Genomic DNA, 12630 nt, shown 5'->3' with positions numbered 1-12630 from the left:
TTGCCGTAATCTGACCCTCGAACGAGGCACTTCTCCTAGGGCAGTTGGGAGCGAGTAGGAAGCCATGGCGCGCAGAAGACAGCCGACCGCACGACAGGAGCGTCTTGGCGCTGAACTGCGAAAACTGCGCGAGGCGGCGGGACTCAAGGGACGCGAAGCCGCTGCGCTGCTGGGTACGGACTCGGCTCAGATGAGTCAGATCGAGTTCGGTACCGCAGGAGTCAGCGGGGAGCGCGTGCGAAGGCTTGCCTCTCACTACGCTTGCACGGACACGGAGTTGATCGCGGCACTGGTCGCGATGGCAACCGATCGGACGCGCGGTTGGTGGGAGAAGTATCAGGGCCTATTGCCCGTCTCGTTCCTGGACATCGCCGAGTTGGAGCACCACGCCACCTACCGGTTCGACCTCGAGTTCCTGCACGTCCCTGGCCTCTTTCAGACGGGGGACTACGCCCGTGGCATCTTCTCCTACCGTGTCCCTGAACTCCCGGAGGACGAGCTTGCGCTGCGGGTCGAACACCGCATGGAACGCAAGGTGATCATCACGGGTCCTACTCCGATCCCCTACGAGGCGGTGATCCACGAAGCGGCTCTGCGTATCCGAGTCGGGAACCGAGCCGCCTTGCAAACCCAGCTCACCCGCATCCTGGAACTTTCCGAAGCGGACCACGTCACCGTGAGGGTCATCCCTTTCGACCTCGACGACTTCGGCGGAGCCTGGAGCGGCATGGCGTACGCGGGTGGCGCCGTACCGAAACTGGACACGGCGCTGCGCGACACCGCTCACGGCACGGCTTTCATCGACTCTGAGGCCCAACTCGGCGCTTTTCGAACGCTCTTCCGTAAAGTGGAGGCTGTATCACTCGAACCAGCGCGTTCGCGTGACTTCATCCACAGGTTGGCGAAGGAAGTGTGAGGAGCAGTCGTGACCACCCCCGACAACTGGCGGAAGTCGTCCTACTCAGGCGGCGCCGACGGCAACAATTGTGTTGAGATAGCGCACCTCCACGGCCGGGTCGCGATACGCGACTCGAAAGCCCCGGCAAATGGCACGCTGTCCATCCCGGTCGGACTCTTCACGGCGTTCATCAGCAACCTCAAAGCCGACACCGGTCGTGGCATCGAAGCCCCGTAGCGTGTCATTGGCCAGGTCCCAGCGAGCTCGTCCGGGAGTCGGCTCCGCGCTCAGGTGATCCAACTCAGGAGGCCCACGGGAACGGCGACCACGAGGGCGTGAGCCACCCGGTGGGCCACCCTCTGGCGTATCCGTGTCACAAGTCGGCTGGGCGGGTCGGGAGTCGGACAGCCCTACAGGGCGGTTGCCCTCACTGATGTGGCCTACCGGGCCCGCTACTCGGTCTACGCAAGAGCAGCCGCACGTTCGTTCGCCCCTCGTTGTGGCGCCGCCACCGTGCCTCGTACGTCCGCGGCAGAGCTCAGCCGACCTGCTCGAAGACCATGCACCGCCAGCTGTCCGGCTGAGCGAACGCGTACCGGTCGCGGGCCCGGAGGTACTCCACGAGCTTGTCCGTGTACGGGCCGTAGTCCTGTGGCGAGGCGTGCTCCAGGTGTTCGGTGCGCAGTGCGAAGCGGTACAGAAATTCGACGAGGTCGGCGAGGGTTCGGTTCACGATCTCGGCCTGTGGTTCCTCCCCGAAGGACATGAGGATCACGTAGCCGCGCTCCATGTCGAGGCAGTACTGCATCGCAGGGTCGTCGGTGGGCCCGCCCAGCACGAGGATGCGGGTCTCCTCGTCGCCCGCGGCCACCGGCACGACGGTGAAGGGATCCGGCCCCTCGTCGGCGGTGTCGAGGGTGAACAGGGCGTCGACGAACACGGGCACACCGACGTGGCACAGCACCTCGGCGTCGGCCTCGGACAGCCCGCGTTCCTCGGCGACGGCACGGTCCAGCGTGACCACGCGGCCCGCGCCGAACAGTTCCGTCATTTCGTCATGGGGGGCCATGTGTCCTCCATTTCTCCTTCGCCGTACCATTGTGCTGGCGGTTTAGCCGGCGAGGCTGGCCTGTCGTAGCAGCTTCAACCAGACGTCGTACACCACCAAGTCGTCATCGACCAGCGCGAGTCGTGCGTACTCCGAGGTGGCCAGCCGCTCCAGGAAGAAGGTCTCCAGCGTGAGTGCGAGCTGCTCGAAGCGCTCCGCAGCCAAGCGATAGCCCAGCGCGTGGCCATCGACGACACGGGTGGCGTCCGCGCGATCGACGACGGTGCTTCGCGGGTGGTACCTGCTGAGCCGGTACGTCAGCACCGACTGGATCAGGTCGAATCGCCCCATCGGTCACGCTCAGTCGAGGCATTCAATCAGATCGTTATCTGAGCTCCACAGGGCGGGAACGCCTTGCGTCTGCGAAGGTCATAAGCTGTCGTGAGATTCGCGGGGGCGCCGAAAGGTGCGCGAGTGGCTGTAGTTGTGCCTCGCAGCAGCTTGGGGTGCGGGTCAGTTGAGGTGTGGGCTCTGCCACGAAAGGGCCGGACCACCCATCGTGCTCCCTCGCAGATTGACCTGTGAGAGGGAACCCATGTCTTACCCCACGCCGCCGGGAAGCGGCAATCCGTACGGGCAGCCGCCCCCGCAGAGTGGTTGGCAGCCGCAACCGGCCCCGCAACAGCCCCCGCAGAGTGGTTGGCAACCGCAACCGCAACCGCAACCGCAACCGCAACCGCCCCCGCAACAGCCCCCGCATTGGCAGGGGCAGGCCCCTGTGCCGCCCATGCCTGCGGCACCGCCAGGGGCGGCTCCGGGCGCCGTTCCGGTCCAACCGGGGCCCCCTCAGTACGGTCAGTACGGTGCCTACCACCCGCCCGGCAGCCCCATGCCCGCGGCGCCAATGCCCCCGTCGGCCCCTTCCGGTGGAGGCCGCACCGCCCGAAAGGTCTTCGGGAGCCTGATGGCGGTGTTCGGCCTGCTCGGCATGCTGGGCGGCGGGGCGCTGGCGGCGCACGCCTGGAGCAACCATCAGCTACAGGTGCCCAACGACGCCTACGGTCCGGTGTTGTGGCGCAATCAACCCACTGAGTCGCTCTTCCCGGCGACCGTCGGCAACCCGCCCGGCTACACGATCAAGGCGTCGGACAAGAAGGTTGCCGAGTGGAGCCGTATGGGCATCTCCGAGAACACTTCGTGTTCTGCGGGGCTCAGTGGAAAGACCAAGGCGACCGCCGAGAAGCTCGGGTGCCAGGCTGTACTGCGGGCTACGTACGTCGATCTCACCGGGGAGATGGTCGCCACCGTCGCGATCATCGTGCTGCCAGAGGGCGGAAACGGTTCCCAACAGATGCACGAGTTCTTCGACAAGCAGTCGTCCGAGGACGTTCCCGATGCTGCCGTCGTGCCGCTGAAGGTTCCGGGGACGCTCGCGGCGAAGTGGCAATCGAGCCGACGTAACGGCATGGGAGGCATTGGTGCCGGCGGGGGTATCCCGTACGCCATCGCTGTCACCACCGGCGCGGTCGACGGCCGTACCTCGTCCAACCTGCCCGGGGACTGGGGCGACTACGGGAACAACTCGGACCGCCAGCCCTGGATGGACGAGGCCCAGGCTCTCAGCCAGACGTTCAGCATGCACCTCGAGGATCTGAAGCGGTGAGCCCAGTGGTGAAGCTCAAGTCCATACGCGCTACTTGCACCGCGGTAGCCCTCGCGGGTGTGCTGTGCACGATCGCCGCAGCCCCTGCCCAGGCGGCCACGCCGGTCGGCTGGGAGGGAACCGCACTCGATCTGTCTGCAGCGCAGGCGCAGAGCCAGGGCGAGGGCGTAACAGTCGCGGTGCTCGACAGTGGTGTCGTGGCCGATCACGCGGCCCTCAGGGGACACGTGACCACCGGGCCCGACTACCGCCAGGACGGTCTGGAACCGGGTGACCCGGACTGGGGCAAGCACGGCACCGCCATGGCCTCGGACGTCCTCAAGGTGGCCCCAAGGGCCAAGATCCTCGCGGTGCGCGTCACCTCCGACAAGGACGACGAGAAAGCAGCCGGGGAGCGGCTGAAGGAGCTCGAAGGTCAGAACAAGAGCCCGATGGCCGAAGGTGTCCGGTACGCGGTCGACCACGGGGCCAATGTGATCTCGATGTCGTTCGGCAGCGACGACGGGTTCGCCAGCTTCAGCGACGAGGAAACCCAGGCAGTGGCCTACGCCCTGCGCGCGGGCGTCACGTTGCTCGCCTCGGCCGGCAACTCGGGCGACGAGCTCAACGACATCTCCTACCCGGCGGGTTACGCGGGTGTGATCGCGGTGGCCGCCACCAAGCCGGGCAACGGGCACGCCGAATTCTCCACCGTGCACACCTACAACGACGTGGCCGCGCCCGGCGTCGGCATCGTCAGCGCAAAAAGCACCGGCGGTTACGAGTCCGTTGACGGCACCTCACCGGCCTGCGCGCTGGCCGCCGGGGTCGTCGCGCTCATGTACGCGAAGAACCCGAAACTGACCCCTGCGCAGGTGAACGACGTCCTGATCGCCACCACCCATCGCCCCGCAGGCGGTGGCAGCGCTGTGCTCGGCTACGGCCCGATCAACGCCGCCGCCGCGGTGAAGGCTGCCGCCTCGCCTCCCAAGGACATGACAGGGGCGGTGGCTTACAAGGGCAAGGAGTACCTGGGGACCCCGGATGGCACTCCGAAGACCAAGGGCGCGCCGCTGGAGCGGAGTCTGTGGATGACGGGCCTGGTTGCTGCCGGAGTGGGGCTGGCGTTTCTGCTCGGTGGTGTACTCCTTGCACTGTCCGGTCGGCGGAAGGTCTCGGCGGGAGCGGTCGGCATGGTGCGGCCCCAGGGGTCCTTCACAGGCTGATGCTTCGGCGAATTGCAGAGAGTTCCTGTTGGATGGAAGCCGTATTGGCCTTCCGTTCAGCGGGAGCTTTCGCTTCCTGGACCGATGGGTCACGCGTCTCGAAGCCCTTGGCTTGGTGCCACCAGCCGCGCCGAACGCCATCAGGTTTGTCTGCAGCCGAACCCCAGCTCCAAGGCGGGCGGATACCTCCGGGCTGCGGATCGCGGTCGGCGTACTGGTTTACTTGGGCCGTATGAAGGAGCGCGGCATGGTCGCGCACGTGTGGAGCCGACGCCGAGGGACGGCTTGAGGCATGACCGTGAGCTGGTTGAGAAGTACGGCAGGGGAGGCATAGTGAGGGAGCCTGAATTGATGCCGCTCGCGCCAACCACACGGCTGCCTCAACCCGGCATCATGGGCCGTGCCCTCGGTGGGCTGTTCTTCGTTCTCGCCCTGGTGATCTTCGGGTTCGGCCTCTACAACGCAGCCAACGCGGCCGGTGTCGCCGGCACTCACGGCACGCTGGCTGTGGAGCGTTGCTGGGTCAAGCAAGGAAGCCGCAGCTCCAGTGACACCACGGTGTGCGGAGGCACCTTCCGGTCCGATGACGGCAAGATCATCGATGATCAGGCGAGCATTCGTGCGTCGGTGAAGCCGGGTAGCAAGGTTTCTGTGCAGCAAGCCGGCGACTGGTACGTGCGGGTCGGCTTTGGCGAGACGACCCGGTGGCTTGCGGCGTTCTTCCTCGGCTGGCTCGTAGCGGCGTTCGGTATGTCATTTGCCGCCACAGGTATGTTCCCCCGCAGCGGTATGCAGGTGGCCATGATCACCAGGTCGGTGTCAGGTACCCGGGTGGGCACGGTGCGAAAGTGGGTCGTCCGCGGAAGCCTCGCCGGTGCTGGCGTTTGTCTCCTGTTGACGCTGGTGGCCTGGCTCCTGAGCTGACAGCGGCTATACCGCGGGATTGTCGTAGCTCTTCCCGGGTTCAGGCAGGCTCTTCAGGGCGATGCCGAGCCTGCCGACCACCAATCCAGCACCGGTCGTCGACAGATCCACAGCTTGTTGAAGAGCACTGTAAGCCTCGGTGATACGCCCCCAAGTCTTGATCATTTCGGCGATTTCCAGAGCAGCAGCCGCATAGCCTACGACGGCACCGACACCCGTCTCGGCCAATAGGGTGCCCGCCGCGAGTTCGACCTCTGCAATGATTGCTTCATCCGCTAGCTGCTCAAGCAAGCCTTTGATGAGGTCTGCGCCTCTGGCCACAGCGAGTGCGACGTCCTTGTAGTAGCCCTGAAGCTCCTTCAAGTCTCCATCTAGGGCGCCGATTTTCTTCGCCAACTCTTCAAAGTAGACATAAGCGGCATCGGCTGCATTTCCGTCCCAAGTTGCATCCAGTTCCCTGTTGCCGGACTGCAGGTTCGTGGCTACGTCCTTGGCGAGCTTTCCCGTGTTGGCCCACATCTCGCCACATTTGACGTATGACGCCCAGTCGCCGGTGAACCAAGAGATGGCCTCTTCCAAAGGGTTGAAGCCAAACACGAACTCGATCGTCCCCAGTACCCACTCGCTCGGGCTGAGGAAATCACTCACTGTGCTGACGGAATCACCGATAATTCCCTTGGAGAACTCTTCGGGTTCGCTGGGTGCTTTAAGACTGTCGACGGGCTCGACAGTGTCTGCAAAGCTCATGAGAGTGAGTCTCCGGGTGGCTCAGCGCTTGCTCGGCGGGTAGGTGGCGTCCAGCTTGGATGCCTGGTCCTGGTCAGTCGTCCGGTAGTACTCCGCGGACTTCGACAGCTCCTTTGCGCTGGCAGCCAGGAGACTGCGGACTCGGGCGACTACATCTTTGACCTCATCCATCGCCTGTGGGTGCGTGCGAAGCGCCCACAGGATCAGTCCCTGCCCGGTGACGGGACCCATGTCGCCGTACTTGTTGATGTACTCCTGCGCCTGATGCATGTCATCAGCCGCACGTGCCACCTGGCGGCTGTACCCATCAAGGTCTTCCGGGTTAACCCTGAACGTCATCTCTCACCCCCGTCGTCGCACGTCCGCTCCGTAACCGTCGGCTACTCTATCGCCACCTAGAAACCCCTCGCGAGGAGCAAGCGCATGGCTGAACACGGGGTCGGAGACGAGGAATTCCTAGACATCGCCAAGGATCCTGCTCGGGCCCGGGCTTTGCGCAAGTCGCTGCAGAGGCTGGCCGACAGCAAAGACGAGACTGTGCGGGAGATGGCTCGCGACGTGCTTGCCGGTCGGGTCGGGCTGCGCCAGGCGATGCGAACGGGGGCCTACCGGGAGGCGCTGCATGAGAGCGCCCAGCTTGGGATGCGTGCGTACGAACAGATGAGCGCTGAAGAGCGCAGCGCCGCAGAAGCCGAAGGCCGGCGGCAACTGGACGAGTACCAGGAAGAGATCGACCGGGAGCGAGCTGAGCAGCAGGCGGAGCGCGGGAGGAGCAAGAGAGACGGGTCAGCGTCGCACCAGGCGCGTGGTTGGCAGCTGTAAGCGAGACACCGGGGAGGCTGTCGTAGAAGCCGCTTGCCGTGCCGAGCACTTGGGGAGCGATCAGGGGGTCCTTCGACCGCCACGAGAGGGCGGTAGCCCGGGCGGTCTCGGCCCTCATTTCGGCTACAGCTGGGGAGGCGGAACCGAGGGCGTCATTGTGGCGCTGGGCCTCGGTGGCTCATGGCTTGCCGATATCGACCGCCCACACTCCCGTACCGTTGTAGGCCTCGGGCGTGGCGGTCAGCACCTGCCCCTCGACGGCGCCGGCGATCGCGGCGTGGACGGCGTGGCCGTAGGGCCATTCCAGACCGGCTGCCAACACCTGTTCGACCGTTGCCGTGCCGGCGAAGTCGAGCGGTAAGAATTCGAGACCGGGCAGCGCTCCGACATGTGCTGCTGCGCCAGGGAGCTCAAGACTCGCGGCCACCAGGCACAGCGCTGGAATCTGGGCGCGCTGGTCGGGCTCATCGACCTCGACTACAGCCAGGCCGGACAACAACCGATGGCCACGACACAGGGCCACTACTGCTGTGTGGTCCAGAATGATCACCGACGCTCCCCCACTTGCCGGGACGCGATCGCGGCACGCCATTCCTGGGCCTGTCGTACGTCAGCCTCGCTGAAGTCCTCGCGCAGGTTCGCCCGAACGTACGCGATGCCTCGCGCTGTACGCTCTGCGCGCTCCGCCTCCGTCGGGGTTGCGGCGACCACACGTTCGACGTAGGCGCGTGTGCTCAAGCCGCGCTCCTCGGCGAGGGTGCGCAGGCGGTCTCTTATCGACTCGCTGATCTTGATTGTGGTGTCAGCCATACCCTCAGAATACAAATGAATACCCAGACGTGCGAAGACGGCAAGCCGGTAGGCGTGCAGGCGCCCTCCAGCTCGGTTGAGGAGGCGCCGAAGGAGTAATCCCCGGGCCACGCAGCAGGCGGCCCGTCGGGCAGTTGCCCCCCGGGCCGAGTCTTCTCGTGGGGGAGTCCCAGGACCTACGCCGCCTCCATGAGATGCGCCGGGCGGCTGACGACCAGATGTACCACCCAACTCCTTAGAACCAGGCCCAGTTCGAGGAGCGGAGCGCACGGCAGTAGACCGAGCTGGATCGTGAGCGCGCGGATCGGACGTGCCGGTGCACGGGTGTGCGGAAGTGGTGGTCGGCCGAAGCCCTCACCGGCCATGCCCTAGGGTGCAACGCTGCACGTCCTCTGGCGTGACTCCACTTCCAGCCTCTCACCATCACGGGGATCTCTTATGCGTTTGGCGACCGTACTCGTCCTGCTCGGCGTTCTGTTCGGGTCCGCACCTGCCCCAGCTCAGGCGGCGCCGGTGCATGGCTCCGTCGCGTACGCCTCGCTGTCGTCGACGCGGAGCAGTGTCGGCATCGGCAAGGGTGGCGGTGGCCGGGGCAAGAGCCATGGCGGCTACCGGAGGTCGAGCGGTGGTTACTCCTACCGCGGCAACCACGGGAGTTCGTATTCGGGAAAGGGGAAGATGCCTCTGTGGCAGGCGTTCCTCGTCCTGTTCCTCTTCGGCGGCCTCATTGTCTGGGGCGTCGTGAAGCTGGTGCGCAAGTTCCGGAATCGCGTGAGCGTCTGACTGCTAGTCGGGGCTTCTTCCCGCGACGACGTGAGGTCCAACGACAAGTGGCCACGGGCAGCAACAAGACCGCTGGTGAGCACGGTGGTGTTCGATGACGGTTGGCCAGTTCGCTCAGAGGCAGTTGGACTGCGGCCCCGACTTCGTCGCGAGCGTGGAGCCGCCGCCCTTCACGGGTCGAATGTTGCCGACTGCGGCTCTCCGCAGCGGCTCGGGCAGGAGCTGAGGAACCTTGGGGCCGTTGCCGCAGGTACGTCATGTCCGAACGTCGTCGGGCCTCTGCGTCGGCCTCGGCTCGTGGGTCGTCTTCGTGGCCAGCCGGTCTGCGGCACCCCGGTAGGCCGCCCACGCAAGGAACAGGATCTCGACGCCCGCGGTGATGCCCGCGGTCCGGAAATTCCCTGAACCTGTCGAAGGAGTGCCCAGCAGCACTGGGATCTCCCCCCGGGGATCCACGGTGACGGTGACGGCCTGGCCGGCTTTCAGGCCGTCCCCGGACACCGTGCCCGGCAACGGCTGTCCCGACAAATCGGCCAGCTGCGCGGCGTGAGAAGGGGGATCGGCACCCTGGTCGACCCAGTACACGTCGGTCACCGTCGCCCGCTCCTCTCGGCCCCGGGCGTGCAGCGCCCGCTGGTCCAGGCCCGAGTAGGTCTGGTACGTCACGACCACAGCAGCGATGGGCACCAAGATCATCGCCAGGACGACCAAGCCCTTGGACCAGCCCTCAAACTCCTCCATGTGCGGCACCATCAGTGCGAGGAGAAGGAACGACAGGAGATAGAGCACGGGATACACGAGCAGCGCCAGCCAGATGTTCTGCGTGACGTGCAGCAGGATGCCACTGCCACCCTCAAGGCCCAGGGACACGAATGTGGAGCCCACCAGGAACAACGCGGTCAGGCCCAGCACGCGCCCCCGCCTCAGTATTCGCCCGGCGACCACACCCCCACCACCGAAATGTTCCGCGTCGACCTGCCACCGAGAAGCACGATCGACTCCCCTTCGCACCCCTCGTTCAACGTCACCTGAACAGTGCGCCATCGACCTCGGTGGCATCAAGTGGATTCGACTCAGGGGCCCATGGCACAGGCGCCCCGCATGGGCCAACCATCATCGCGAGTGGCCAACTGTCACCTCAACACTGTCGAGCCTTGCTCCGGGCGACCGCGACCCTCGAGATCGACACCACTGCGCCTATCGGACGCGTCGTTCCACAGATGGAAGCACTCACAGAGCACTGCCCCGCGGTCGATGCTCCCGAGCGGCCAAGGCCCAGCCCCACAGCTCCACGGTGGTCCTCAGCGACTGGGGAATTCCAGGTGCGCCACGAACGGCGCGGGAGAGAGCCATGGCGAACATGGGGCTGAGCTGCGACGGCCGATTGGGATCGAGGCGTGAAGACCTTGAGGGGATTTAGTCGACAAGTCAGTTGATGTGGGGTCTAGTTGGAGTCGTTGACCGGAGCTTTGCTTGGATGATCAAGCACGTTTGCACGCAGTCAATAATCACGGGGTTTTCATGCACACGCCTGTCCTGTCCGTCCGACGCGCAGCCACCGCGTTCGCCTGCGCCGCGGCGATGGTGTCGCTCGCGGCCTGCAACGGCGGCGGCGCCGATGCCGTGGGGTCCGGTGGCTCCACGCCGTCCAAGACCGCAGAGGCCGCTCCTGCCGCCGAGCCGAACGGCGTCGAGAAGCTCTCCGCCAAGGAGATCTACGACAAGGGCCACAAGGCCAACGCCGGTGCCGGCTCCTTCCGGGAGCGGATGACGCGCGGGGACACCAAGACCGATCTGCTGCTCTCCGCCACGGAATGCGTCGGCACCGTCAAGATGTCGAAGGGCACCTTCCAGATCATCCGCAAGGGCAACGACGTCTGGGCCAAGCCGGATTCGGCGATCGTCAAGGAGTTCAACTCCGAACTCGGCGCCAACACGCTCTCTGCCGACAAGTGGCTTCACGGGACGCCGAGCCACCCGCTGATGAAGGGGTTCGCCAGCTGGTGCCACCAGGAGCAGTTCGCCGAGCCTGACACGCTCGACGCCGGCAGCAAGGTGACCAAGGGGAAGGTCACCGCGGTGGACGGGCAGCAGGCGGTGCCGGTCATCATGACGGCGAAGGGGCAGTCGGTCACGTGGTACGTGGCGTCCACGGGCAAGCCGTACTACTTCAAGCAGGACAGCAGCCGTGAGGACATGCCGGACATGGTGTACTCCGACTTCGGCAAGGCGGTGGGCGCGCAGGCGCCCTCCGGCTCGGTCGTAGAGGCACCGAAGGAGTAGTCCCGGTTCCCGTTTCGCAGTCGACGGTCCGGCGGGCAACTAGCTCGTCGGACCGAGCTGCTCAGGGCCCCCTCGTCGAGGCTCAGGGTCCGCAGGTGCCCGACTCGGCCGCGCACTGCCAGTCCGAGAAGCCGTCCTCAGGGTGGCGTACGGCGTGGTCGAACTCGAGGAAGCCACGGACGACGACGAAGGTCAGCACGACGGCGGCGATCCCCACCAGCACCAGTGCGATCCGCAGCACGGACCTCATCGTCCGGCGACGGCCTGGATCCGGCTCGGCCGCCCGGTCCCGGCGGGCGGCGCTGTTGGGTGCATGCTGCCCGGTCATGCGCAGGACGTCATCTCGTCGGAAGTGCCGCGGACGTTGAAGTCCTGCGCCAGGCCCACCGTGTTGAGATGGGCGATGTCCGCCTGCTCCATCTCCTGGCCGCCGCCCCCGACGTCGGAACGGTGCTCGCTCGGGATGCCCCAGTCGTAACGCTTCTGGACCTCGACGCGGTACGTGACCTCGCCGTCGTGGACGTATCCGGTGACCCGGTACTGGAAGTGGTTGAGCGCGTAGTACCAGTCCGAACTGCTGTGGCCGTCCTTCGGGTTGGGCGCGGTGCTCTGCCACTCGGTGGTGAAGGGGCCGTCCGGGCGGCCGTGGACGTCGGTGCGCAGGGTCTTGTCGACGTCCTTCTGGAAGGCGGGGACCTGGTCCATCAGGGTCTTCGGGTCGACCTCGACGTCCGTGCCGCTGGCGTCCAGGTAGTGCTGGATCAGGCCGGCTGCGTTGGGGTAGTCGTAGTACGGGCTGGCGAAGGCCGCGCCGACGTTGTTGAGCTTGTTGCGGATCTCGTGGTCCCTGGGGTCCGGTTCCGCGATGTTGAACCTGCGGTTCTCGCTCTCGAAGTTGTGGATCGTGCCGAAGGCGATTCTCAGCCGCCGGGCCAGCCACTCGTCGTCCTCGGTCGCCTGGTCGAGGATCTTGTCGAGCCGCTTCTGCAGGTCGTCGGCGATGTGCTGGTGCTCCTGGTAGTTCTTGTGCACGTCCGGGTCGTCGGGGTCGTCGACGACGCACATCTCGATCTGGCCGTCGGCGCTGATCGTCATGCCGTTCTCCAGCGCCTGCCGCTGGATGTCCTGGGCCTTGAGCTGGTGCTCCCGCAGGCCCTTGGTCCCGCCGGTGCCCTTGGCGCCGTCGGCCTCCGTGTCGACGTAGTCGCGAAGCGCCCTGACCTCCTTGTCCAGGGCGTCGATGTCCGTCTGGACGAGGTCGCAGTACGCCTGTGCCCGCTCGCCCGCCCTGCCCTGCCAGTGGTCCTGGTGCAGCTGCCTGACCACGCCGTCGTGGAATTCGGTACGGGCGTCCTTGATCTTGCGGTGGATGGCGTTCCAGCTGTCGCTGAACGTCTCCAGCGCGTTCACGTCGAGCTCCATGAGCTGGTGGAAGGTGACCACGATG

At 65.8% G+C, this 12630-nt stretch carries 17 protein-coding genes; 8 read left to right on the top strand and 9 right to left on the bottom strand.

The features are described 5' to 3' along the window. The first annotated feature begins 64 nt into the window (after positions 1–64). Both ABT254_RS36550 and ABT254_RS36545 read left to right on the top strand, forming a co-directional pair. Positions 65–916 (top strand): helix-turn-helix domain-containing protein, encoded by an 852-nt coding sequence (locus ABT254_RS36550; RefSeq protein ID WP_351480167.1) that lies wholly within the window; start codon positions 65–67, stop codon positions 914–916. A gap of 9 nt (positions 917–925) precedes the next feature. Further along, complete coding sequence (locus ABT254_RS36545; RefSeq protein WP_351480164.1) at positions 926–1135, top strand: DUF397 domain-containing protein; 210 nt, start codon at positions 926–928, stop codon at positions 1133–1135. Between the two features lie 301 nt (positions 1136–1436). Here the strand turns inward: ABT254_RS36545 and ABT254_RS36540 are convergent, their stop codons facing one another. After that, a complete protein-coding gene (locus ABT254_RS36540) occupies positions 1437–1967 on the bottom strand; it encodes an SUKH-4 family immunity protein (RefSeq protein WP_351480161.1) in 531 nt (176 codons plus the stop codon). Positions 1968–2009: 42 nt separating this feature from the next. Next, on the bottom strand, positions 2010–2297 hold the full coding sequence (locus ABT254_RS36535; RefSeq protein WP_351480158.1) for a hypothetical protein: 288 nt from the start codon (positions 2295–2297) through the stop codon (positions 2010–2012). Between the two features lie 613 nt (positions 2298–2910). Here ABT254_RS36535 and ABT254_RS36530 point away from each other — a divergent pair. From ABT254_RS36530 to ABT254_RS36520, 3 genes are all read left to right on the top strand, one after another. Beyond that, positions 2911–3609 carry a hypothetical protein gene (locus ABT254_RS36530; protein WP_351480155.1) on the top strand — a complete coding sequence of 233 codons (699 nt, stop codon included), beginning with the start codon at positions 2911–2913 and terminating at the stop codon, positions 3607–3609. Continuing rightward, entirely contained in the window at positions 3606–4814 is a 1209-nt protein-coding gene (locus ABT254_RS36525) for a S8 family peptidase (RefSeq protein ID WP_351480152.1), read from the top strand. Before ABT254_RS36530 ends, ABT254_RS36525 begins: the two co-directional genes overlap by 4 nt. A 351-nt stretch (positions 4815–5165) precedes the next feature. After that, positions 5166–5738 (top strand): hypothetical protein, encoded by a 573-nt coding sequence (locus tag ABT254_RS36520; RefSeq protein WP_351480150.1) that lies wholly within the window; start codon positions 5166–5168, stop codon positions 5736–5738. A 6-nt stretch (positions 5739–5744) separates the two neighbouring features. On the opposite strand, the gene ABT254_RS36515 is transcribed toward ABT254_RS36520, so the two are convergent. Together ABT254_RS36515 and ABT254_RS36510 are read right to left on the bottom strand one after the other, a co-directional pair. After that, a complete protein-coding gene (locus ABT254_RS36515; protein ID WP_351480147.1) occupies positions 5745–6485 on the bottom strand; it encodes a hypothetical protein in 741 nt (246 codons plus the stop codon). A gap of 21 nt (positions 6486–6506) precedes the next feature. Beyond that, positions 6507–6824 (bottom strand): WXG100 family type VII secretion target, encoded by a 318-nt coding sequence (locus tag ABT254_RS36510; protein WP_351480144.1) that lies wholly within the window; start codon positions 6822–6824, stop codon positions 6507–6509. Positions 6825–6908: 84 nt separating this feature from the next. Here ABT254_RS36510 and ABT254_RS36505 point away from each other — a divergent pair, with 84 nt between their 5' ends. Then, positions 6909–7307 carry a hypothetical protein gene (locus ABT254_RS36505; RefSeq protein ID WP_351480141.1) on the top strand — a complete coding sequence of 133 codons (399 nt, stop codon included), beginning with the start codon at positions 6909–6911 and terminating at the stop codon, positions 7305–7307. A 178-nt stretch (positions 7308–7485) separates the two neighbouring features. On the opposite strand, the gene ABT254_RS36500 is transcribed toward ABT254_RS36505, so the two are convergent. Both ABT254_RS36500 and ABT254_RS36495 read right to left on the bottom strand, forming a co-directional pair. Beyond that, entirely contained in the window at positions 7486–7857 is a 372-nt protein-coding gene (locus ABT254_RS36500) for a PIN domain-containing protein (protein ID WP_351480138.1), read from the bottom strand. Then, on the bottom strand, positions 7854–8117 hold the full coding sequence (locus ABT254_RS36495) for a hypothetical protein (RefSeq protein WP_351480136.1): 264 nt from the start codon (positions 8115–8117) through the stop codon (positions 7854–7856). Before ABT254_RS36495 ends, ABT254_RS36500 begins: the two co-directional genes overlap by 4 nt. Before the next feature lie 438 nt (positions 8118–8555). Here ABT254_RS36495 and ABT254_RS36490 point away from each other — a divergent pair, with 438 nt between their 5' ends. Beyond that, positions 8556–8900, top strand: a complete 345-nt coding sequence (locus tag ABT254_RS36490) for a hypothetical protein (protein ID WP_351480133.1) — start codon at positions 8556–8558, stop codon at positions 8898–8900. 255 nt (positions 8901–9155) lie between these two features. Here the strand turns inward: ABT254_RS36490 and ABT254_RS36485 are convergent, their stop codons facing one another. Then, positions 9156–9812, bottom strand: a complete 657-nt coding sequence (locus ABT254_RS36485; protein ID WP_351480130.1) for a hypothetical protein — start codon at positions 9810–9812, stop codon at positions 9156–9158. A 609-nt stretch (positions 9813–10421) separates the two neighbouring features. On the opposite strand from ABT254_RS36485, the gene ABT254_RS36480 reads away from it, so the two are divergent. Beyond that, the gene (locus ABT254_RS36480) at positions 10422–11183 is read left to right on the top strand and encodes a hypothetical protein (protein ID WP_351480127.1); all 762 of its coding nucleotides are present in this window, start codon (positions 10422–10424) and stop codon (positions 11181–11183) included. Positions 11184–11265: 82 nt separating this feature from the next. On the opposite strand, the gene ABT254_RS36475 is transcribed toward ABT254_RS36480, so the two are convergent. Both ABT254_RS36475 and ABT254_RS36470 read right to left on the bottom strand, forming a co-directional pair. Continuing rightward, complete coding sequence (locus tag ABT254_RS36475) at positions 11266–11511, bottom strand: hypothetical protein (RefSeq protein WP_351480124.1); 246 nt, start codon at positions 11509–11511, stop codon at positions 11266–11268. After that, positions 11508–12626: a hypothetical protein gene (locus tag ABT254_RS36470; protein ID WP_351480121.1), complete on the bottom strand. Its 1119-nt coding sequence runs from the start codon at positions 12624–12626 to the stop codon at positions 11508–11510. The genes ABT254_RS36475 and ABT254_RS36470 overlap by 4 nt, the downstream gene beginning before the upstream one ends. Positions 12627–12630: the final 4 nt, after the last annotated feature.

Source organism: Streptomyces sp. NPDC001137 (assembly GCF_040298885.1).
Lineage (GTDB): Bacteria > Actinomycetota > Actinomycetes > Streptomycetales > Streptomycetaceae > Streptomyces.
Note: the sequence above shows the minus strand (reverse complement) of the source record. Positions and strands in the feature narration are given on the sequence as shown.

Coding starts and splice junctions, on each gene's coding strand:
- ABT254_RS36510 (WP_351480144.1), bottom strand. CDS start 6,824: ATGACGTTCAGGGTTAACCCGGAAGACCTTGATGGGTACAGCCGCCAG.
- ABT254_RS36520 (WP_351480150.1), top strand. CDS start 5,166: ATGCCGCTCGCGCCAACCACACGGCTGCCTCAACCCGGCATCATGGGC.
- ABT254_RS36480 (WP_351480127.1), top strand. CDS start 10,422: ATGCACACGCCTGTCCTGTCCGTCCGACGCGCAGCCACCGCGTTCGCC.
- ABT254_RS36535 (WP_351480158.1), bottom strand. CDS start 2,297: ATGGGGCGATTCGACCTGATCCAGTCGGTGCTGACGTACCGGCTCAGC.
- ABT254_RS36540 (WP_351480161.1), bottom strand. CDS start 1,967: ATGGCCCCCCATGACGAAATGACGGAACTGTTCGGCGCGGGCCGCGTG.
- ABT254_RS36490 (WP_351480133.1), top strand. CDS start 8,556: ATGCGTTTGGCGACCGTACTCGTCCTGCTCGGCGTTCTGTTCGGGTCC.
- ABT254_RS36505 (WP_351480141.1), top strand. CDS start 6,909: ATGGCTGAACACGGGGTCGGAGACGAGGAATTCCTAGACATCGCCAAG.
- ABT254_RS36530 (WP_351480155.1), top strand. CDS start 2,911: ATGGCGGTGTTCGGCCTGCTCGGCATGCTGGGCGGCGGGGCGCTGGCG.
- ABT254_RS36515 (WP_351480147.1), bottom strand. CDS start 6,485: ATGAGCTTTGCAGACACTGTCGAGCCCGTCGACAGTCTTAAAGCACCC.
- ABT254_RS36495 (WP_351480136.1), bottom strand. CDS start 8,117: ATGGCTGACACCACAATCAAGATCAGCGAGTCGATAAGAGACCGCCTG.
- ABT254_RS36475 (WP_351480124.1), bottom strand. CDS start 11,511: ATGACCGGGCAGCATGCACCCAACAGCGCCGCCCGCCGGGACCGGGCG.
- ABT254_RS36550 (WP_351480167.1), top strand. CDS start 65: ATGGCGCGCAGAAGACAGCCGACCGCACGACAGGAGCGTCTTGGCGCT.